The following is a 20,048-nucleotide window of genomic DNA, read 5'->3' as shown; positions in this document are numbered from 1 at the left end:
GTCGTACCCGGCCTGGGTCGAGTGGTCCCGAATCGTCGTTGAGGGGCGGTTGGAGGACGATCCGCGACCACTCGACCGCTCGACCGCTCGACCGCTCGACCGCTCGCGCGAGACGTCAGGAGGCGCGGGTCGTCACCGCGACGCGGGCGGGCGTGAACGAGAGGCGCACCGGCGACCCGGGCTCGCGTCGCTCGTCGGCCCGGTGGTCGACCACGAGCAGCGTCTCGGGGTCGACGCGCACGCGGGTGCGGCACACGGCCCCCAGGAACGAGACCGACTCGACGATCCCGGCGAGCCCGCCCTGCTCGACGAACGACACGTCCTCGGGTCGGACGTACGCCCAGACCGGCCCCTCGGCGGGTGATCCCACGACCGGCACCTCGGGGCAGCCCGCCAGGCGCACGAGCGTGCCGACGACCTCGCCCGACACCCGGTTGCTCGTGCCGACGAACTCGGCGACGAACGCGGTCGCGGGCGCCGAGTAGAGCTCTTCCGGCGTGCCGACCTGCTCGATCGAGCCGGCCCGCATGACGGCGACGCGGTCGGCGACGGCGAGGGCTTCCTCCTGGTCGTGCGTGACGAAGAGGGTCGTGATCGACAGCTCGCGCTGGATGCGGCGGATCTCGTCGCGCAGCTGCACGCGCACCTTGGCGTCGAGGGCGCTGAGGGGCTCGTCGAGCAGCAGCACCCGGGGTCGGGTCACGAGCGCCCGGGCCAGGGCGACCCGCTGCTGCTGGCCCCCCGAGAGCTGGTGCGCGTAGCGCTCGCCGAGGTCGCCGAGGCCCACCAGGTCGAGCATCTCGCCCGCGCGGGTGGCCCGCGAGGCCTTGTCGACGCGACGCATGCGCAGCCCGAACTCGACGTTCTGCCGCACGGTCAGGTGGGGGAAGAGCGAGTAGGCCTGGAACACCATGCCCACGTCGCGGCGGTGCGTCGGGACGGCGACGACGTCGCGCCCGTCGATCGTGATGCGTCCGGTCGTGACGTCCTCGAGCCCGGCGAGGCTGCGCAGCGCGGTCGTCTTGCCGCAGCCCGACGGGCCGAGCACGGCGACGAGCTCGCCGGGCTGCAGCTCGAGGTCGAGCCCGGTGAGCGCCCGGTGCCCGGCGAACTGCTTCGTCACGTCCCGGAAGGTCACGGCGGCACCCGCGACGGCGTCGGTCGGGCTCGTGACGGTGGGGCGGGGCAGCGTGGCGGTCACGAGAGGGCCTTTCGAGAGGGGATCGGGCGGGCGGCGCCGAGGGCGCCCACGCGGCCGATGACGAGCAGCAGCACGAACGCGAAGCCCAGGGCGAGCAGCGCGAAGATCACGGCGGCGTAGGGGTCGGAGCGCGAGACCTGCACGAGGGCGGTCTGCAGGTTCACGCGGTTGAGCAGCGAGGCGATGGTGAACTCGCCGAGCACGACGGCGACCGTGATGAAGGCGGCCGCGAGCAGCCCCCGGCGCAGGCTCGGCACGACCACGAGGACCATCGTCCGCAGCCAGCCCGAGCCGAGCGTGCGGGCGGCCTCGGTCAGCGTGCGCAGGTCGGTCGCCGCGAGGTCGGACTGCACCGCGCGGTACGCGTAGGGCAGCACCGTCACGCCGTAGGCGAGCGCGAGCGTCCAGGCACCCGACCCGGCGACCCGCGAGACGACCGAGTACACCGGCGCGAGTCCGACCACGAGCACGATCGCCGGCACCGTGATCGGCACGAGGCAGACGAACTCGAGCGGGCGCGCGAGACGTGGGTGGCGCAGGTGCACGAGCACCATGGCCGGCACGAGCAGCACCAGGACGAGCAGGGCCGACACGACCGCGAGCAGCAGCGAGTTCGTGACTCCCTCGACCAGGTTGCGGTACATCCGCTCGTTCTCGGGGTCGACGATCGCCAGCCAGTGGCCCAGGTCGTGCCCCGTGCCGTCCGCGCTGCGCAGCGAGAACGCGACCATCGCCGCGATCGGCACCGCGAACAGGGCGCCCACGACGACCAGGGCGGTGCGGCGCGCGACCGTGCTCGCGCCTCCCGCGCTCGTCGACCGCGGCGCCCTCGTCGACCGCGGCGCGCTCTCCGACGGGCGGGCGGTCATCGCTGCCACCGCTCGGTGCGGCGCTGCAGCAGCGAATAGCCGGTCATCAGCACGGCCATCACGACGACCATGCCGAGGGCGAGCGCCCCGGCGACGTTCTCGCGGCCGAGCACGGTCTCGCTGATCAGCGCCGCCCGGATCTGCAGCGGGACGATCTGGGCTCCCTGGCTGATGAGGGCCGCCGCGGTCGCGTACGACGAGAACGCGTTGGCGAACAGCAGCAGCAGGCTGCCGACGAAGGCGGGGGCGAGCACCGGGACGACCACGCGGACGAGGTGCTGCCACCGGGTGCCGCCGAGGGTGGCGGCGGCCTCGCTCCACTGCGGGCGCAGGCCGCTGACGGCGGGCATGAACGTGATCACCATGAGCGGCACCTGGAAGTAGAGGTAGGGCAGCAGCAGGCCGGGCACCTGGTAGAACCAGACGCCGTCCGCGTAGAGGTCGACGCCGGCGACGTCGAGCAGCAGCCGGGTCACGACGCCCTGGATGCCGATGGTGGCGATGAACGCGAAGGCCAGCATCACCCCGCCGAACTGGGCGAGCACGCTCGAGGCGGCGTCGACGGCGCTGCGGACGGCTCCGTCGGGACGCAGCGAGGTGAGCCCCCAGCAGACGACCGCGCCCACGACGGCTCCGGCCAGCGCGGTGACGGCCGAGACCGCGGCCGAGCTGGCGAAGGCCCGCACGATCAGGGGGTCGCCCAGGGCGGCCAGGTTGTCGAGGGTGGGGGTGCCGTCGCCGTCGACGAAGCCCGTGCCGAGCGCGAGCAGGCACGGCACGATCAGGAAGGCGAGCACCCACACGGCGAACGGGGTCAGGGCCCACCACGCCGCCGGACGGCGCCGCCCCCGCGAGGGGCCGACGCCGTCCGAGGACGAGGAGGCGCGGTTCGGCAGGTCGCCGCGGTCCCGTCCGTGCGCCGACCGCGCGTCGGCGGTCGTGTCCGCCGCGCGGGTCGACGTCGTCACCATCAGCCGATCGCCGTGGCCCAGGTGTCGGCCAGCACCTTCGAGGCGGCCTCGGTCTGCTCGGCCGTGAACTGCACGGTGTCGGCGGGCTGTTCACCGACCGCCTCGAGGGCGTCCTGGTCGACCGTGCCGGCCTCGGTCATCGCCGCGAGGCGCACGGGGTACGCGCCGGCGGCGAGGTAGAGGTTCTGCGCGTCGTCGCCCAGGACGAACTCCTGCCACAGGCGGGCCGCGGCGGGGTGCGGCGCGTCGACGTTGATCGCCTGGTTGTAGTAGCTGGCGAGGGCGGTGCCGGGCAGCACGGCCGTCTTCCAGTCGCGTCCGCCGGCGTCGGCCGCCGCGGCGAGGTTGTTGTAGCTCCAGTCGAAGACGACCGGCGTCTCGCCCGAGGCGATCGTCGCCGGGGTCGGGTCGGTCGGCAGGAAGGCGCCCGCGTCGGCGAGCTGCGAGAAGTAGTCGACGCCGGTGCTGACGTCGTCGGCGCTGCCGCCGGTCTGCAGCGCGGCCCACTCGACGGCCGCCGCCGCGGCGCCGGCCTGGGTCGGGTCGCCGTTGATCGCGACCTTGCCCTCGTAGTCGCTGCCGAGCAGGTCGTCGAGGCTCGTCGGGGCCGGCACGGCGTCGGCGTCGTAGCCGATCGACATCAGGCCGGTGTAGTCGTAGACCCACTTGCCGTCGGCGTCCTTGTGGTCGTCGGCGATGTCGTCCCAGGTCGACACCTTGTAGGGCGCGAACTGGTCGAGGTTCGCCAGCGCGACGGCCGAGCCGAGGTCGAACACGTCGGGGGCGGTGTCCTGCCCCTTCAGGTTCTGCGCGGCCGTGATCTCCTCGGCGCTCGAGACGTCGGGGCTGTCCGAGTTGACGGTGATGCCGTACTCCTCCTCGAACGCGTCGATGATCTCGCCGTAGTTGGCCCAGGTGTCGGGCAGGGCGATCACGTTGAGCTCGCCCTCGGCCTTCGCGGCCTCGACGAGGGCGTCCATGCCGCCGAAGTCCTCGGCGCTGGTGGCGGTGGCGGCGTCGGTGCCGTTCGACGCGCCTCCTGCGGCGTCGGCGTCGGCGCTCGCCGAGCAACCGGTCAGGGCGAGGGCGGCGATGCTGAGGGTCGCGGCCGAGACGAGCAGGCGCTTGTCGATCATGCGGTGGGGGTCCTTCGGGTGCGGGGCCGGGGTTCGCCGGGGACGGCGACGGGGGACCGGACGGCCCGCTGGGCACGCTAAGGAGGCGCGGCGACGTCCCGGGGGAGGTCGCGTGAACGAGGGGCGAACAGGTGGTGGCGGGGTGTGCGGCGGGTGCGGGCGGTGGCGGCGGGTGCGGGCGGTGGGCTCGGGTCCGCGGACGGCACCGCCGAGTGGACTGGGCGCCGCCGTGTGACGTGGTGTCGTGTCCACTCGACGGTGTTCTGGTGCGTCGGGTGGGGCGCGGGGTGCGGGGTGCGGGGTTTGGGGCGCGGGTCAGCGGGCGGCGGACGCGGCGGCGAGGGCGATGCGGGCGGCCTCGGCGACGAGGGCGTCGTCGTAGGTCGCGGCGGGGTCGTTGCGGGCGGTGAGCACGGAGATCACCACGGGGTCGCCCGCCGGGGGCGTGACGATCGCGACGTCGTTGCGGATGCCGCCCGCGCCTCCTGACTTGTCGGCCACCTGCCAGCCGTCGGGGGCGCCGGCGCGGATCAGGGTGTCGCCGGTGGCGTTGCCCGACATCCAGTCGAGCAGGGTGGCGCGGTCGTCGGCGGCGAGCCAGTCGCCGTCCGTGATGCGGGCGAGGGTCGCCGTGAATGCGGCGGGCGTGGTCGTGTCGGCCGTGCTGCCCGGGGTGAGCGTGTTCAGGTCGGGCTCGGTGTGGACGACTTCGGTCACGTCGTCGCCCTGTGCGGCAAGGGCGGCGTCGAGGGCCGCGGGGCCGCCGAGCTCGGCGAGCACGAGGTTCAGCGCCGTGTTGTCGCTCTGCCTCACGGCCGCCTCGGCCAGCTGTTGCAGCGGGAGCCCGTCGGCGACGTGCTGGCTCGTGAGCGGTGAGTAGCCGGCGGCGTCGACGTCGGCCTGGGTCCAGGTGACGACGCGGTCGAGGCCGGTGTCGTCCGTCGCGTCGAGCAGGGCCGCCGCGGCGAACGCCTTGAGGCTCGACGCGTAGCCGAAACGCTCGTCGGCGCGATGGTCGAGGGTCGCGCCCGAGCCGGTGTCGAGCACGCTGAGGCCGATCCGGGCGTCGTACCGGGACTCGAGCTCGGCCAGGGCGGCCTCGACCTCGGGGGTCGCGAGGTCGGGCGCGGCGACCGGGCTGGGCAGCGGGACCGGGGTGTCGCTCGCGCTCGGCGCGGTAGACGGCGTCGACCCGCCGGGCGACGCGCAGGCGGTCAGGCCGAGGCCGAGGGTGGCGGCGATCGCGAGGGAGGTCGAGAGGGTCCGGCGTGACATGCGGCTCGTTTCGTCGTCGGGCGGAGGAGCGGTCACCACGATAGGCGAGCCGGTCGGGCCGGGCCTCGGGGCGGACCTCGGGGCGGGGGCGCGCGGGGACGGTGGTGGCGTACCCCGTCGGGCGGCGGCGAGCGATCCGCCTAGGCAGGGGGTTCGCGCCGGTTCGGGGGTGGCGTCGGCGTGCGGCGGCAGGCACCCTCTCGGGCGGCGGCGAGCGATTTGCCTAGGCAGGGGGTTCGCGTCGGTTCGGGGGGTGGCGTCGGCGTGCGGCGGCAGGCACCCTCTCGGGCGGCGGCGGACGATTTGCCTAGGCAGGGGGTTTGCGCCGGTTCGGGGGGTGGCGTCGGCGGGGGTGGCGTCGGCGGGGCGAGCGCGGGCGGGGGTGGCGGCGGCGGGGCGAGCGCGGGCGGGGGTGGCGTCGGCAGGAGGGACGAGGAGGCGCGGATCGGCTCGACGTCGAGAGGTCGGGTTGCGGCGCCGGGGTGAGGTTAGGCTAACCTAAGCGCGTGACCCCAGACCTGTCCGGCGACCTGCCCGCCACGGCCACCGCACCGGCTCGGACCGCCCTGCGCGCCGACGACGTCTCGGTCGCCTACGACGGCGTCGACGTCGTCCGAGGGGCCCGCCTCGAGCTGCGCCCCGGCTGCGTCACCGCCCTCGTCGGCCCGAACGGCAGCGGCAAGTCGACCCTGCTGCGCACCCTCGCCCGTCTGCAGGAGCCGCGCACGGGCTCCTTGACCCTCGCCGCGCCTCCTACGGGCGTCGAGTGGTCCGAGAACGTCCTCCGCCGCGGCGGGAAGGACGATCCGGGACCACTCGACCGGTCGGGCGAGGGCGAGGGCGAGGGCGACTCGGTCGACGGGTTCGAGCTGTCGCTGCGCGAGTTCGCCCGGCGGGTCGCGCTGCTGACGCAGGGGCGCCCCACCCCCGGCGGGTTGAGCGTCCGCGACGTGGTCGAGTTCGGCCGCTACCCGCACCGCGGCCGGTGGGGGCGCGCCGACCCCGACGGCCGAGCCGCCGTCGACCGCGCGCTGGGGCTGACCGGCGTGGCCGACCTCGCCGACCGCGGCGTCGACCAGCTCTCGGGCGGCCAGCTGCAGCGCGTCTGGCTCGCCAGCTGCCTCGCGCAGGACACGGGCGTGCTGCTGCTCGACGAGCCCACGACGTACCTCGACCTCCGCTACCAGGTCGAGCTGCTCGACCTGGTCCGCGACCTGGCCGACTCGGGCCGCATCGCGGTCGGCGTCGTCCTGCACGACCTCGACCAGGCCGCCGCGCTCGCCGACCGCATCGTCGTGCTGAGCGAGGGCCGCATCGTCGCCGAGGGCGACCCCGGGGACGTGCTGACGCCGCGCCTCCTGACCGACGTCTGGGGCATCCGCATCGACGTCGACACCGACCCCACCACCGGCCACCTGCGCACCCGCGCGATCGGCCGACACCACACCCGGGCCGAGACGCCCGTCCGATGAGAGAGACACCACCCGTGACCCAGCGCCTTCTGACGACGCCCCGCCACACCCCGACCTCCGGCGGTCCCGCCCGCCGTCCCGCGGCCCGCCGACTGCTGACGGTCACCGCCGTCGCGGCCGCCGCGGCCCTGACCCTCGCCGGCTGCGGCACCACCGAGTCGGCCGACGCCGGTGCGACCCCGGGCAGCGGCGAGCAGATCACCCTCACCGACGGCACGGGGGCCGAGATCACGCTCGACGGCCCGGCGACGAAGGTCGTCGGCACCGAGTGGAACGTCGTCGAGGACCTCGTCGCCCTCGGCGTGGAGCCCGTGGGCGTCGCCGACGTGAAGGGCTACGGCGAGTGGGACTCGGCCGTGCCGCTGACCGGCGAGCCGACCGACATCGGCACCCGTGGCGAGCCGAGCCTCGACACGATCGCCTCGCTCGCACCCGACCTGATCGTCGCGACCGACGGCCTGAGCGCCGACGCGGTGACGCAGCTGAAGGAGATCGCGCCCGTGCTGCAGGTCACCTCGGCCGACGCCTCGCGTCAGATCGAGCACAGCATGGACAACCTCGACCTCATCGCGAAGGCGACCGGCACCGAGGACAGGGCGACCCAGGTGAAGGAGGAGTTCACCGACGCCGTCGCCGCGGGCAAGCAGGCGCTCGCCGACGCCGGTCTCGCGGGCCAGCCCTTCGCCTTCGCCGACGGCTACGTCGACGCCGGCCAGGTGAGCATCCGCCCCTACGCGAAGGGCTCGCTCGTGTCGGACGTCACCGAGGAGCTCGGCCTCACCAACGCCTGGACCGTCGAGGGCGACGAGGCGTACGGCCTCGCCACGACCGACGTCGAGGGCCTCACGCAGCTGCCGACCGACGTGCAGTTCCTCTACATCGACAACACCGCCGCCGGTGCGGACGACCCGTTCGCGGTGTCGCTCGCGTCGAACGCCGTGTGGCAGTCGCTGCCGTTCGTGCAGTCCGGTGACGTGCACCGCCTCGACGACGGCATCTGGATGTTCGGCGGGCCCGCGGCGATGACCGCCTACGTCGACTCGCTGGTGTCGACCCTGACGAAGTAGTCCGCACCGTGAGCACGACCGTCACCCCCACCGACCCCGTGCCGCCCCGGCTCGGCGAGCCCGCCGCACCGGGCCGCGACGAGCGCGCGCGTCGCGCGGCCCGAGCCGAGGAGGCGCGGCTCGCCGCCCCCCGCCGGCTCACGGCCGGGTCGGTGGGCGTGACGGTCGCGCTGGTCGCCGTCGTCGTGGTGCTCGCCCTCGTCGACGTCACGCAGGGCACCGCGGACGTCGGCGCCCGGCAGGTCTGGCAGGCGCTCACCGGCACCGCGACGGCCGGTGACTCGTCCGTGGTGGTCGCCTCGCGCCTCCCGCGGATGGTCGCCGGGCTCCTGGTCGGCGTCGCCCTCGGAGCCGCCGGCGCGGCCCTGCAGCAGACGAGCCGCAACGTGCTCGCCGCACCCGACACCCTCGCCGTCAACGCCGGCGCCTACGTCGCGCTCGCGATCGCGGCCGTCACGGGCCTCAGCCTGCCGCTGCTGGCCTCGTCCGGGGTGGCGTTCGTCGGCGGCCTGCTCGCCGCCGGACTGGTGCTCGCCCTGTCGGGGCTCGGTGCCGGCACCGTGCGACTCGTGCTCGCCGGCAGCGCCTTGGCCCTCGGCCTGGCGTCGGTGACGAGCGCACTGCTGCTGCTCTTCCCGCAACGGACCGCGGGCCTTTACGCCTGGGGCCAGGGCAGCATCTCGCAGAACGGCTTCGACGGCGTCGTGCAGCTCGCCCCGGTGATCGTCGTCGGCCTGCTCGTGCTCGTCGCCGTGAACGTCCGCGTCGACGCCCTCGCCCTCGGGGACGACGCGGCCCGCAGCGTCGGCGTCGACGTCCGCACCACCCGCGTGGTGACCGTGCTGGCCGCCGTGCTGCTCTCGGCCGCCGCCGTCACCCTCGCGGGCCCGATCGGCTTCGTCGGGCTCTGCGCCCCCGCCCTCGTGCGGCTGCTGCGCCGGGTCGTGCCCGCCGTCCGCCGCTTCGTCGTCCTGCTGCCGCTCGCCGGCCTCGCCGGGGCCGCCCTCGTGTTGGGCGCCGACGTGCTGCTGCGCGCGCTCGTCGGCGCCGAGACGTCGGTGCAGGTGCCGACCGGCGTCGTGACGTCGCTGCTCGGCGCGGTCTTCCTGGTCGTGCTGGCGTTCCGTGCCCGCGACCACGGCGGCGTCAGCCCCACCGACCGTCACCCCGTGGTCTCACGGCTGCGCTTCGTGGTGGTCGTCGCGGTCGTCGTGGCCCTGCTCGTGGCCGTCGTGCTCGGGTCGGTGCTGCTCGGCGACGCCAAGCTGCTGCTCGGCGACGTCGCCAACTGGGCGACCGGCCGGTCGGGCCGGGTCGTCAGCTACGTGCTCGACACCCGCGTGCCCCGGGTCGTCGCGGCCCTCGCCGCCGGAGCAGCCCTGGCCCTGGCCGGCACGCTCGTGCAGGCCGTGACCCGCAACCCGCTCGCCGAACCGGGCCTGCTCGGCGTGACCGGAGGCGCGGGCCTCGGCGCCGTGCTGCTCGTCACCACCGTGCCGCTGGCCACCGGCTGGGGCGTCGCCGGGGCCGCGTTCGTCGGGGCCGTTGCGGCCTCGGTGCTCGTGTTCGGCCTCGCCTCACGGGGAGGGTTCCCGCAGAACCGCCTGGTGCTGATCGGCATCGGCGTCTCGACGGCGACCACGGCGGCGATCAGCCTGCTGATCGTCCTGACCGATCCGTTCGACGGGGCCAAGGCGCTCACCTGGCTGTCGGGGTCCACCTACGGCCGCACCCTGGACGACGTCGTGCCGGTGTCGCTGGTGCTGGCGGCGGCGCTCGTCGTCGTCGTGCTGCTGCGTCGCCGCCTCGACCTGCTCGCCGTGGACGACGACACGCCGCGCCTCCTCGGGGTGTCGCTCTCGCGGTCGCGCCTGGTCTTCCTGTCGCTCGCGGTGCTGCTGACGGCGACGGCCGTCGCCGCGGTCGGGGTGGTCGGGTTCGTCGGGCTCGTCGCCCCGCACGCGGCCCGCTCGCTCGTCGGGCGGCGCCACGCTCGCGTGCTGCCCGTCGCCGTGCTGCTCGGCGCCGTGCTGGTCTGCGCCGCCGACGTGCTCGGCCGCACCGTCATCGCCCCCGCCCAGCTCGGCGCCGGCTTGTTGACCGCCGTCATCGGGACGCCGTACTTCGTCTGGCTGCTCTGGCGCGGACGGGCCGCCGCGCGCTGACGCCCCCACCCGCCCGCCCCGCCCTCGTCCCGGCCGGGGTCGAGTGGTCCGAGATCGTGGTTCGCGCCTCGGCGAAGGACGTTTCGCGACCACTCGACCCGCGCCTCCTGGGGGAAGGGAGGGCGCGGGGGCGGGAGGCGCGGGTGGGGTCCGTCGGACGGCGGAGTCGGGTCGGCGGCGAGGATGAGATCGGGGTGCCGTGACCGCGCCCGGCCGACCCCCCGTGCCAGGCTGGTCGATCGGCGCCCGGTGCGGGCGGGTCGGTTCGTCGAAGGGGTCAGGCGTGGATCGTCGGTCGTTCCTGTCGGTCTCGGGGGCGTCGCTCGCCCTCGCCCTCGCGGGGTGTGCGTCGGCACCCGACGAGGTCGTCCCGTCGGCCCGGGCGAGCGCCACCGCGGGTCCGACGAGCCCCGCCGGCGCGATGCCGACGCCGACCCCGACCCCCACGCCGACCCCGACCCCGACGCCGACGCCGACGGCGCCCGTGCTGACGCGCGTGCCCCTCCCGTCCGGCACCCTGACCGGTCTGCCCGGCGACGGGAACCTGCTCGCCTGGACGGTCGACGACGGAGCCGACAGCGAGGTCGTGCGGCTCTACGCCGAGTTCGCGGCGGCGACGGGGACGAGGCTGACGTTCTTCGTCAACGGCTCTCAGCCCGGCTGGACCGACCACGCCGACCTGCTGCGCCCCCTCGTCACGTCGGGGCAGGTGCAGCTGGCGAACCACACCTGGAGCCACCCCGCCCTCACGAAGTGCAGCGACGCCGAGATCGTCTCGCAGCTGCAGCGCGACCACGACTTCGTGCAGCAGACCTACGGGGTCGACATGCGCCCCTACTTCAGGCCGCCCTTCGGCTACCACGACGCCCGGGTCGACGCGGCGGCCGCGAGCATCGGCTACACGTCACCGGTGCTCTGGTACGGCTCGCTGTCGGACTCGGGCCTCATCACACCCGAACAGGTCGTGCAGTTCGCGACCGAGTGGTTCCTGCCGCAGCACATCGTCATCGGCCACGCGAACCACCCGCCCGTGACGACGGTCTTCGACCAGCTGGCCGCACTGATCGCCGAGCGGGGCCTGCAGACGGTCACGCTCGACGACGTCTTCACGACCTGACCGCGTCGTCCCCTCCGGTCGAGGGGTCAGGAGGCGCGGGTCGCGCGACCGCCGTCGCCCCCCGCGCCTCCTTCACGGGAGGCACCTCGTCCGGACGCCGAACGACAAGCCCTCGGCCGTGCCCCGGATGCTCGCCGACTCGATGCCGTCGGAACGGCCCGGAGGCGCGGACCAGTGGTCGCGGCCCATCGCGCGATCGGTCTGACGGAATCCGTCGGCCGACCACCCGTCGACGACCGCGTCGAACGGCACCTGCGCGTCCTCCATGACGGTGAACACGGGCACGAGCACCGACCCGACCACCCGCGTGCCGTACTCGGTCTCGCACAGCTCGCTCCGGGTCTCGACCTCGGCCGGCACGCCCGTCGCCGCCACGGACGCCTCGACGTACGCGCGCACGGCGGCCTCCTGCTCGGGCAGCTCGGCGAGGGGGCCCTCGTTGACGAACGGGTCCTCACCGACGTCACCCGGCTGCGGCTCCGGGCCGTCGTCGGGTTCGGGTGCGCCGGGGGGCAGACCGACCCAGCCCGTCTGCGGCGTGGCCGCGTCGGGCCGTCCCACCGAGAACTCGGTGCGGCGGGCGATCCCGGCGTCGGCCTGCTCGTCCACCGCACCCTGCAGGGCGGCGACCACGGCGTCGGGGGCGGAGGTCGAGACGCGCAGCGACGGTCGGGTGCCGGCCGTGTCGTCACCGGGGACGGAGGCCAGCTCGGCGACGCCGTCGAGGGCGAGGACGGAGTCGATGGTCGCGAGCATCGTCGGTGCCGGCGAGGTCGGGGTCAGAGCCACGGACGGCGGGAGGGACGCCGCGGTCACGGCGTCGCCGAGGCGCACGACGAAGGGCGGGTCGGCCGTGCCGAGGTGGGGCTGGACGGCGGCTGCGGCATCAGCGAACGAGTAGCCGGGAGCCAGGATCCCCGTTAAGGCGTGGCGCGTCGTGTCGACGGAGGCGAGGGCCCCTTCGGCACGAAGGGCACCGGCCAGCTCGACGCGGATCGTCGACGTCGGGTCGACGGTCACGGCGGCGAGTCCCGGGCCGCCGGGGACGACGAGGTCGATTCCGAGGACGGCGCCCGTGACGCCCTCGCCCACCGCATCGTCGACGAGGGTGGCGACCGTCAGGTCGGGGTCGTGGGCCACGACGTCGACGTGGGCGTCCCAGGTGAACGGGTCGTCCTTCGCGTCACGCTGCTGCAGCCGGGTCTCGACCGAGGCCACGCCGTCGACGGCCGAGATCCGGTCGGCGAGCTCGGCCAGCGAGGCCTCGGAACCCTCGGGTGGCGGTTCGGCGAGGAAGCAGGACGTCAGCCCGCAGGCGACGACGGCAGCCACCACCGCTGCCGCGACGAGCCGTTGCAGGGGTCGACGGGCCATCCTTCGAGCGTACGAACCAGCCACCACCTGACGCGTCCCTCGCGGGGACCAGACGGTGGAACCAGAGGAGGACCCCTCCACGACCCGGCCACCAGGGGCCCGCGCCAGGGAGGCACCGTCGACGACGCGACCCGCGCCTCCTGGGTCCTGTGCCCCCTCGGGTTCGGGCTCAGGAGGCGCGGGTCGCGTCGAGCGGGTCAGGCCGCGTCGACGACGCGCGAGACGTCGGCCCCGACGCGCTCGCCCGCGACGGCGCCCGACAGCCCGGCACTCGCGAGGAAGCGGTCGGCGGTGCGGAGGCCGAGGGCCATGATCGTCAGCGCGGGGTTGGCGACGACGGCACTCGGGAAGACCGAGTTGTCGGCGATCCACAGGTTCGGCACGTCGAAGCTGCGCCCGTCGGGGTCGACCACGGCCGTCGCCGGGTCGGTGCCCATGCGGCAGGTGCCGATCGTGTGGGCGGTGCGCGCCAACACGCGGATGTCGCGGCCGCCGGCCGCCTCGACGATGGCCGTCATCGTCGCGACGGCGTGCTCGTCGATGGCCTTCTCGTTCTCGCCCGGGGTGAAGGTGACGACGACCTTGGGCATGCCGTTCTCGTCGAGTTCGTCCGACAGCGTGAGCCGGTTCTGTTCGCTCGGCAGGCACTCGGCGTTGATGCCGACGCCGGCCATGAAGCGGTAGTCGTCGAGGGCCTTCACCAACTCGGGACCCCAGAGGCCGGCGCCACGGGCGAGGGTCGTCGCCAGCGTCAGCGGCATCGCGCCCAGGCTCTGGATGAGGTAACCGCCGGCGAAGTCGACGCCGTCGGGTCGCATGGTGTCTTCGGTGATGATCGACGACGGGTAGCCGCGGTAGCCCCGCATCTCGGTGTCGAAGGTGCCCCAGACCTGGGTGGCGCCGTGGGCCATGAAGTTGCGGCCGACCTGATCGCTGCTGTTGGCGATGCCGGCGTGCAACAGCAGTCGCGGCGTCTCGACGCCGCCCGCGCAGAGGAACAGCGCGGCCGTGCGCTGGCGGTGCTCGACGCCGTCACGGACGTAGACGACGGCCGAGACCTCGCCGGCCTCGTCGAGCTCGATGCCCGTCACCATCGACTCGGGGCGGATCTCGGCCCCGTTCGCGACCGCCATGGGCAGGTAGCTGGTGTCCATGCTGACCTTGGCGCCGCTGCGGCAACCCTGGTGGCAGCTGCCGCAGCCGACGCAGGCGGGGCGCGTGCCGACGTGCTCTTGACGCCAGTCCCGACTGACGAGCGCGGCCGGGGCGTCGGTCGCCCGGATGCCGAGGGCCTCGCAACCGCGGATCATCATGTCGCTCGACGCGTTGCGTGCGGGCGGCGGCATGAGGTACGAGCGCTGAGGGTCCCACGGGTAGTCGGCGGGGCCCGAGACGCCGACGAAGTTCTCGACCTCCTCGATGTACCCGATCAACTCGGCGTGGTCGACGGGCCAGTCCTCGCCCTTGCCCGTGAGGGTCTTGAGCTTGAGGTCGCGCTCGTCGGGGCGCGGTGTGAAAGCACCCCAGTGCAGGGTCGAACCGCCGACGCCCTTGCCGCTGTTGTTCTGACCGAACGCGGTCGGGGTCTCGCCGCCGCTCAGGCGTTCGTCCATCCAGTTGATCTTGACGGCCTCGACCTCGTCCTGCGTGTACTCGTCGGGCTCGAAGTTCGGGCCGGCCTCGAGGGCGACGACCTTGAGCCCCTGCAGGGCCAGCTTGGCGAGGATCGGGGCGCCACCAGCACCGGTGCCGATCACGACCGCGTCGACGACCTCGGACTCGTCGTAGGTGCGCTGCGCGTCGAGCTTCATCGGGTGACCTCCATGGCTGGTTCCCAGCCCTCTCGTTGGCCGGCACCGAGCCGGCTGAATCCTTGCAGGGCGCGACCGGCACGGCCGTTCGCGAAACCGTCGAAGCCGATGCGCTCCATCGTCGCCGGGTGGGCGAGCCAGGCCTTCACCAGGTCGACCCGGCAGTCCTCGAACCACGCGGTGAGCTGCTCGACCGAGAACGGGTGGGCCTCGGCGTCGCTGGGCCGAGCGGTGTCGTCGGACGTGCCACCGGTGAGGCCCGCGTCACCCTGGTCGCCTCCGTGGTGCGAGTCGCCGCCACCGCTGTCGCCGACCGTCTCGAGGGTGTCGTCGGGGTCGCCCGCGACGATAGCGGCGAGACGTTCGTCTCGCTGCTCGGGCGTCAGGTCGGTGAAGTCGGCCAGGGCGTCCAGCCCGAGGGCGTAGGCCTCGGGGTCGCTCGGCAGGTCGGCGTTGCGCCACCCGTCGCCCTGACCCGCCGCGAGCTGGGCGTCGACGCGGGCGGCGAGGTCGACGGCGTGGTCGGGGTCGTCCTGGGGCACCACGCGGGCGGCGACGGCCCGCAGGGTGGCCAGCTGTGCCTCGGTCAGCACCTGCGGCGCGTAGCGCGGGTCGTCGGCCACGGCCCGCTTCGCGAGGATGCCACGGGTGTTCGACGCGGTGCGGCTCGAGGCGATGACCCGGGCGAAGTCGTCCGACATGACGGGTGCGCGCCCGGCGTCGTCGCGCCAGAACGAGGTGATCGCCTCGGCGACCTCGGTGGGGCGCTCGAGCGGCAGGAGGTGGCCGGCACCGTCGAGGGTCAGGTGCGTGGCGCGGGGGTACACGGCGCCGTTCAGGCGGCGTTGGGCCTCTTCGCCGAGCGGCCCGTCGGCACCGCCGGCGACGACGAGGGCGGGCAGGTCGAGGGTGCCGACCTCGGCCGACCAGTCCTCGCGGCTGCCGCGGTCGAACCAGGCCGTCCAGGCCTCGGGGGAGGTGCGGTGCAGGTCGGCGAGGGCCTGGTCGTCGAGCGCCGTCGGCAGCGGGGCCCCGACGTTGTCGTCGACGAACGCGCGCCGCGTGTCGGCGTCGAGCGGGCCGTCGACCGCCGCGGCGATCATCTGCTCGCGGTTCTCGTCGTCCATCGGCTCGGGCGACGGGGGCGACGCCGCGAGCAGCACGACGCCGGCCAGGCCGAACAGGCCGCCCTGCCCCGCGAGCGTGCGCGCGGCGACGATCGAGGCGATCTTGCCGCCCATGCTGTGGCCGACCAGCAGCCAGCGCGTGGCGCCGTGCCGGCGGATCTGTCGGGTGACCTGGCGCACCATGTCGTCGACGGTCACGCCGTCGGCCGTCGTGGCGTCGCCGAAGCCGGGCAGGTCGAGCGCGACGACCTCGAAGGCGTCGCCGAGCGCGTCGGCGACGGGGCCGTACTCGAGCCGACTCATGCCGAGGGCGTGCAGGCAGAACAGGGTGGGGCGTGTGGTGGTGGTGTCGCTGGTCACTCGGACTCCTCGGAGAAGACGGGGGCCGGGCGACGTCCCCCGTCGCACCGGCGACCTCGACGCTACGTCCGGCCACCGACATCGGGCCAGATGAGGGCGTGCGGACCGTGGCGGTGGTACGACTGTCTGCCCGCCCCCCGGTGCCCGGACGCTGGGAGGCGTACCCCGCCGCCCCGCGCCTCCTGGTCCGTGGCGGGCACCGAGGGGGCACGAGACGTGGTCCGGCCCCGTCGGGAGGAACGCCCCGAGCCAGGTCGCCGGACGGGGACCGGGGAGGCGCGGGCAGGGGATGCTCAGCGGTCGCGCCTTGTGCGCACCCCGCCCGCCCGGGAGGATGGGCGGATGGAAACCGTCATCATCGCCCTCATGGTCATCGGGTCGATCGTCGTCGTCTTCGGCATCGTCTTCTTCTTGGTCGCGGCGGTGCTGCCCTCGCGTGCGCCGCGTGCCGACCGTCGGGGCCGCGGCGGACGCCCCGCCGCCCGCACCCGCTAGGGCCGTTCCGTGGCACCGACGGACGAGGGCATCGCGGTCCACCTGCAGCGCTGCGCCGCGCAGCTGGTGACCCGCAACCAGCTCCGTGACCGGTTCGACCTGCCGCGGGCCGTCACGCACTCGGCCGACTTCCCGCGCAGGGCAGCCGCCGAACGGGCGGCCGACGAGCTGCGCACGTCGGGCTACGACGTGACGCTCACGCGCCGGGGCGTGCTCGGCGCCTCACTCGAGGCGGGTCGCGAGGACGCGCTCGACGACGACCGCGCCGTCACCTTCACCCGTGAGGTCTTCGACGTCGTGCAGCGGGCCGGTGGTCGGTACGACGGCTGGAGCGCCGAGGTCATCGCCGAAGCGCAGGCCTGAGCCGGGGGCTCCACGCCGCCGCGGGGAGGTCGCACCACCCGCGCGGGGGGGGGGGGCCCCCCCCCGGCGGGGGGGGGGGGCGCGCCGGGGGGGGGGCGCGGCCCCCCCCCCCCCCGCCGCGCCCCCCCCCCCCCCCCGGGGGGGGGGGCCCCCCCCCGGCGCGGGTGGTGCGACCGCGCGACGCGACGCGACGCGACGCGACGCGACGCGACGCGACGCGACGCGACGCGACGCGACGCGGCAGGTCCGCCACTCGGACGTCAGCGGCGGCGCGGCACGACCATCGGCGACCCCGTCACGGGGTCGGGCACGACGACGCAGGGCAGGTCGAACACGTCGGTGACGAGCTGCTCGGTCAGCACCTCGGCCGGGGTCCCCGTCGCCACCACGTCGCCGTCGGCCATCACGATCAGGTCGGTCGCGTACCGCGCGGCCTGGTTCAGGTCGTGCAGCACCGCCACCACGGTCGTGCCCTGCCCGTGCAGCCGCGCGAAGAGGTCGAGCAGGTCGTACTGGTGGGCGATGTCGAGGTAGGTCGTCGGTTCGTCGAGCAGCAGCACCGGCGTCTGCTGCGCGAGCGCCATCGCGACCCAGACCCGCTGCCGCTGTCCGCCCGACAGCTCGTCGACCGGCACGTCGACCAGGTCGGTCAGGTCGGTCTCGGCGAGGGCGGCGTCGACCGCCTCGCGGTCGTTCGCGGTCCACTGCCGGAACAGCCCCTGGTGCGGGTAGCGACCGCGAGCCACCAGTTCGGCGACCGTGATGCCGTCCGGAGCGGTCGACGTCTGGGGCAGCAGGCCCACGATGCGCGCCGCCTCCTTCGCCGGGACGCCCGCGAGCTCGCGTCCGTCGAGCAGCACCGACCCCGACCGGGGCTTCAGGAGGCGCGCGAAGGCCCTCAGCAGCGTCGACTTGCCACAGGCGTTCGGCCCGACGATCACCGTGAACGAGCCCTCGCGGACGTCCGCGTCGACGGCCTCGCTGACCGTGCGGCGGTCGTACGCGAGGTGGGCCCGCCGTGCCGACAGGCGGGAGGCGCGGGTCGCGTCGGCGGCACGGCTCGCGTCCGGTGCGGGCGGGCGGGTGGCGTCGGCGTTCACGCGGACCTCCGGGATTCCGAGACGAGCAACGTGATGAGGTAGACCCCGCCGATCACGAGGGTGACGAGGCCGACCGGCACGGGGGTGGGGGCCACGTGCTGGGCGACCAGGTCGGCGACGAGCAGCAGCACCGCGCCGACGAGACCGCCGCCGACGAGCGGCACCCCGGCCGAGCGCACGAGGCGCCGGGCGAGCTGGGGTGCGGCCAGGGCGACGAACGCGATGGGCCCGGTGCTCGCGGTCACCACGGCGGTCAGCGCGACGCCGACCACGACGAGCGCCAGCCGCGACCCCTCGGTGCGCAGCCCGTGCGACCGGGCGGTGTCGTCGCCGAGCTCGAGCTGCCGCAGGGGCCGGGACAGGGCCGTGACGAACGGGGTCAGCACGACGAGCAGCACGAGGGCCGGCACGAGCTGCTGCCACCCGACGAGCGCGAGCGACCCCGCGCCCCAGAACGACGCGGTCAGGGCGACCTCGGCCTGGGCGCGCAACAGCAGCCAGCTGTTGACCGAGTGCAGCAGGGCCGTGACGCCGATGCCCACGATGATCAGTCGCAGCCCGTGGACGCCGCGGCGGTAGGCCAGCAGGTAGACGACCAGCGCCGTCGCCAGCCCGCCGACCAGGGCGCCGGCCGCGGTGCCGATCGTCGACGCGGCGCCCGACACGATGACGACGATCGCCCCCGTGTAGGCCCCGGTCGAGAAGCCGATCACGTCGGGCGAACCCAACGGGTTGCGGGTCAGCGACTGGAAGATCGCGCCCGAGACTCCGAGGGCGGCGCCGAAGACGAGGGCGGCGAGCACGCGCGGCAGCCGCCAGTTCAGCACGATGGTCGACGCGAACCCGTCACCGCCGAACAGGGCCCGTACGACCTGGGGCGGGCTGAGCGGGTAGTCGCCGATGCCGAGGGCGACGATCGCGACGACGACGGCCACCACGACCAGCACGAGCGTCGCGGTGCGGCGCCGCCCGCCGGTCGAACGCCACGAGCGCAGGAGGCGCGGGCCGGCACCCGGCGCGGCGGTCGTCCTCGGCGTACCCGGCCGGGTGTCCGCCCGCGTCATGCGCCGCCCACCCGTCGGCGGCGGGCGATCGCGATGAGCACGGGTGCGCCGACGGCCGCCGTCACGAGTCCCGCCGCGAGTTCGCCGGGGGGAGCCACCACCCGTCCGAGAACGTCGGCGAGCAGCAGCAGCACGGGCCCGAGCACGGCCGACAGGCCGGTGACCCAGGGCTGGCTGGGGCCGACCAGGCCGCGGGCGGCGTGCGCGACCATGAGGCCCACGAAGGCGACGGGCCCGACCACCGCGGTCGCGCCTCCGGCCAGCAGGGTGACGACGACCAACGAGACGACCCGCACGGCGGGCACCGACACGCCGACCGACGCGGCGTGCTCGTCGCCGAGGGCGACGGCGTCGAGGGGGCGCGAGGCGACCATCGCGACGACGACCCCGGCCGCGACGAAGGGCAGCACCGTCAGCACGGGGTCCCAGCCGCGGTCGGCGAGGGAGCCGACCTCCCACGCGCGCACGGCGTCGAAGCGGCGGGGGTCGGCCAGCACGATCGACGAGGTGATGCCCGCGAGCACCGACCCGAGCGCGAGGCCGGCGAGGGTCAGGCGGGCCGGGCCACCGCCTCCTCGTCCGGCGCCGCCGATCAGGGCGACCGCCACGGTCGCGACGCCCGCGCCGACGAACGAGAACCAGACCCAGCCGCTCGCCGAGGTGACCCCGGCGAAGCCGACCGCGAGGGCGACGGCGAAGGCGCTGCCCGAGGTCACGCCGAGGATGCCCGGGTCGGCCAGCGGGTTGCGCGTGACGGCCTGCACGACGGCCCCGGCCACCCCGAGGCCGGCACCGGCGACGATCGCGGCGACGGTGCGTGGCAGGCGCAGGTCGAGCACGGCGGTGGCGTCGGCCGTGTCGCGGCTCGCGGCGCCGGTCAGGACGCGCAGCACCTCGTCGAAGGCGACCGGCCGCGCGCCGACGGCGAGACCCAGCACGACGGCGAGGGCCAGCAGGGCCAGCGCGGCCACGAGGGCGAGGAGGCGCGTGCGGGTGCGCCGGGAGCCTCGCGTCGGTCGCGGGGCACCGCCGACCGTGTGCGCTCGGGGCATCGCCATGATGATTAGCTTAGGCTACCCTC

The 20,048-nt window shown here is 74.9% G+C and carries 17 protein-coding genes; 6 read left to right on the top strand and 11 right to left on the bottom strand.

What is annotated here, in order from left to right:
• Positions 1 to 115 precede the first annotated feature (115 nt).
• From ABID81_RS05810 to bla, 5 genes are all read right to left on the bottom strand, one after another.
• On the bottom strand, positions 116 to 1,201 hold the full coding sequence (locus ABID81_RS05810) for an ABC transporter ATP-binding protein (protein WP_502915184.1): 1,086 nt from the start codon (positions 1,199 to 1,201) through the stop codon (positions 116 to 118).
• Positions 1,198 to 2,070, bottom strand: coding sequence for an ABC transporter permease subunit (locus ABID81_RS05805; RefSeq protein WP_354593874.1), 873 nt, complete (start codon positions 2,068 to 2,070; stop codon positions 1,198 to 1,200). The genes ABID81_RS05810 and ABID81_RS05805 overlap by 4 nt, the downstream gene beginning before the upstream one ends.
• Positions 2,067 to 3,041: an ABC transporter permease gene (locus tag ABID81_RS05800; protein ID WP_354593873.1), complete on the bottom strand. Its 975-nt coding sequence runs from the start codon at positions 3,039 to 3,041 to the stop codon at positions 2,067 to 2,069. Before ABID81_RS05800 ends, ABID81_RS05805 begins: the two co-directional genes overlap by 4 nt.
• A complete protein-coding gene (locus tag ABID81_RS05795; protein ID WP_354593872.1) occupies positions 3,041 to 4,177 on the bottom strand; it encodes an ABC transporter substrate-binding protein in 1,137 nt (378 codons plus the stop codon). Before ABID81_RS05795 ends, ABID81_RS05800 begins: the two co-directional genes overlap by 1 nt.
• 315 nt (positions 4,178 to 4,492) lie before the next feature.
• Positions 4,493 to 5,452 carry a class A beta-lactamase gene (bla, locus tag ABID81_RS05790; protein WP_354593871.1) on the bottom strand — a complete coding sequence of 320 codons (960 nt, stop codon included), beginning with the start codon at positions 5,450 to 5,452 and terminating at the stop codon, positions 4,493 to 4,495.
• A gap of 506 nt (positions 5,453 to 5,958) precedes the next feature.
• Between bla and ABID81_RS05785 the strand changes: the two genes are divergently transcribed.
• The 4 genes from ABID81_RS05785 (at position 5,959) to ABID81_RS05770 (ending at position 11,273) form a co-directional block, all read left to right on the top strand.
• Complete coding sequence (locus ABID81_RS05785) at positions 5,959 to 6,924, top strand: ABC transporter ATP-binding protein (RefSeq protein ID WP_354593870.1); 966 nt, start codon at positions 5,959 to 5,961, stop codon at positions 6,922 to 6,924.
• A 92-nt stretch (positions 6,925 to 7,016) separates the two neighbouring features.
• Positions 7,017 to 7,991, top strand: coding sequence for an iron-siderophore ABC transporter substrate-binding protein (locus ABID81_RS05780; RefSeq protein ID WP_354594091.1), 975 nt, complete (start codon positions 7,017 to 7,019; stop codon positions 7,989 to 7,991).
• 8 nt (positions 7,992 to 7,999) lie between these two features.
• Positions 8,000 to 10,156 carry an iron ABC transporter permease gene (locus ABID81_RS05775; protein WP_354593869.1) on the top strand — a complete coding sequence of 719 codons (2,157 nt, stop codon included), beginning with the start codon at positions 8,000 to 8,002 and terminating at the stop codon, positions 10,154 to 10,156.
• Between the two features lie 283 nt (positions 10,157 to 10,439).
• Positions 10,440 to 11,273 (top strand): polysaccharide deacetylase family protein, encoded by an 834-nt coding sequence (locus ABID81_RS05770; protein WP_354593868.1) that lies wholly within the window; start codon positions 10,440 to 10,442, stop codon positions 11,271 to 11,273.
• A 72-nt stretch (positions 11,274 to 11,345) separates the two neighbouring features.
• Here the strand turns inward: ABID81_RS05770 and ABID81_RS05765 are convergent, their stop codons facing one another.
• The 3 genes from ABID81_RS05765 to ABID81_RS05755 form a co-directional block, all read right to left on the bottom strand.
• Entirely contained in the window at positions 11,346 to 12,647 is a 1,302-nt protein-coding gene (locus tag ABID81_RS05765) for a hypothetical protein (RefSeq protein ID WP_354593867.1), read from the bottom strand.
• Positions 12,648 to 12,844: 197 nt separating this feature from the next.
• Positions 12,845 to 14,458: a GMC family oxidoreductase gene (locus ABID81_RS05760; RefSeq protein WP_354593866.1), complete on the bottom strand. Its 1,614-nt coding sequence runs from the start codon at positions 14,456 to 14,458 to the stop codon at positions 12,845 to 12,847.
• Positions 14,455 to 15,945: an alpha/beta hydrolase gene (locus ABID81_RS05755; protein ID WP_354593865.1), complete on the bottom strand. Its 1,491-nt coding sequence runs from the start codon at positions 15,943 to 15,945 to the stop codon at positions 14,455 to 14,457. The genes ABID81_RS05760 and ABID81_RS05755 overlap by 4 nt, the downstream gene beginning before the upstream one ends.
• 342 nt (positions 15,946 to 16,287) lie before the next feature.
• On the opposite strand from ABID81_RS05755, the gene ABID81_RS05750 reads away from it, so the two are divergent.
• Complete coding sequence (locus ABID81_RS05750) at positions 16,288 to 16,440, top strand: hypothetical protein (protein ID WP_354593864.1); 153 nt, start codon at positions 16,288 to 16,290, stop codon at positions 16,438 to 16,440.
• A gap of 9 nt (positions 16,441 to 16,449) precedes the next feature.
• Positions 16,450 to 16,803, top strand: a complete 354-nt coding sequence (locus ABID81_RS05745) for a ribonuclease E inhibitor RraB (RefSeq protein ID WP_354593863.1) — start codon at positions 16,450 to 16,452, stop codon at positions 16,801 to 16,803.
• A gap of 260 nt (positions 16,804 to 17,063) precedes the next feature.
• Here ABID81_RS05745 and ABID81_RS05740 read toward each other — a convergent pair whose 3' ends face one another.
• Genes ABID81_RS05740 through ABID81_RS05730 form a run of 3 tightly spaced genes read right to left on the bottom strand, consistent with a single transcriptional unit; the run spans position 17,064 to position 20,025 of the window.
• A complete protein-coding gene (locus ABID81_RS05740; protein ID WP_502915183.1) occupies positions 17,064 to 17,903 on the bottom strand; it encodes an ABC transporter ATP-binding protein in 840 nt (279 codons plus the stop codon).
• Complete coding sequence (locus ABID81_RS05735) at positions 17,900 to 18,967, bottom strand: FecCD family ABC transporter permease (RefSeq protein ID WP_354593862.1); 1,068 nt, start codon at positions 18,965 to 18,967, stop codon at positions 17,900 to 17,902. The genes ABID81_RS05740 and ABID81_RS05735 overlap by 4 nt, the downstream gene beginning before the upstream one ends.
• The gene (locus ABID81_RS05730) at positions 18,964 to 20,025 is read right to left on the bottom strand and encodes a FecCD family ABC transporter permease (protein ID WP_354593861.1); all 1,062 of its coding nucleotides are present in this window, start codon (positions 20,023 to 20,025) and stop codon (positions 18,964 to 18,966) included. Before ABID81_RS05730 ends, ABID81_RS05735 begins: the two co-directional genes overlap by 4 nt.
• Between the last annotated feature and the right edge of the window lie 23 nt (positions 20,026 to 20,048).

Source organism: Frigoribacterium sp. PvP054 (assembly GCF_040547465.1).
GTDB lineage: Bacteria > Actinomycetota > Actinomycetes > Actinomycetales > Microbacteriaceae > Frigoribacterium.
Note: the sequence above shows the minus strand (reverse complement) of the source record. Positions and strands in the feature narration are given on the sequence as shown.

What these genes read in the sequence shown, in the direction of transcription:
- ABID81_RS05805 (WP_354593874.1), bottom strand. Translation starts at nt 2,070, where the DNA reads ATGACCGCCCGCCCGTCGGAGAGCGCGCCGCGGTCGACGAGGGCGCCG.
- ABID81_RS05800 (WP_354593873.1), bottom strand. Translation starts at nt 3,041, where the DNA reads ATGGTGACGACGTCGACCCGCGCGGCGGACACGACCGCCGACGCGCGG.
- ABID81_RS05795 (WP_354593872.1), bottom strand. Translation starts at nt 4,177, where the DNA reads ATGATCGACAAGCGCCTGCTCGTCTCGGCCGCGACCCTCAGCATCGCC.
- bla (WP_354593871.1), bottom strand. Translation starts at nt 5,452, where the DNA reads ATGTCACGCCGGACCCTCTCGACCTCCCTCGCGATCGCCGCCACCCTC.
- ABID81_RS05765 (WP_354593867.1), bottom strand. Translation starts at nt 12,647, where the DNA reads ATGGCCCGTCGACCCCTGCAACGGCTCGTCGCGGCAGCGGTGGTGGCT.
- ABID81_RS05760 (WP_354593866.1), bottom strand. Translation starts at nt 14,458, where the DNA reads ATGAAGCTCGACGCGCAGCGCACCTACGACGAGTCCGAGGTCGTCGAC.
- ABID81_RS05750 (WP_354593864.1), top strand. Translation starts at nt 16,288, where the DNA reads ATGGAAACCGTCATCATCGCCCTCATGGTCATCGGGTCGATCGTCGTC.
- ABID81_RS05735 (WP_354593862.1), bottom strand. Translation starts at nt 18,967, where the DNA reads ATGACGCGGGCGGACACCCGGCCGGGTACGCCGAGGACGACCGCCGCG.
- ABID81_RS05730 (WP_354593861.1), bottom strand. Translation starts at nt 20,025, where the DNA reads ATGGCGATGCCCCGAGCGCACACGGTCGGCGGTGCCCCGCGACCGACG.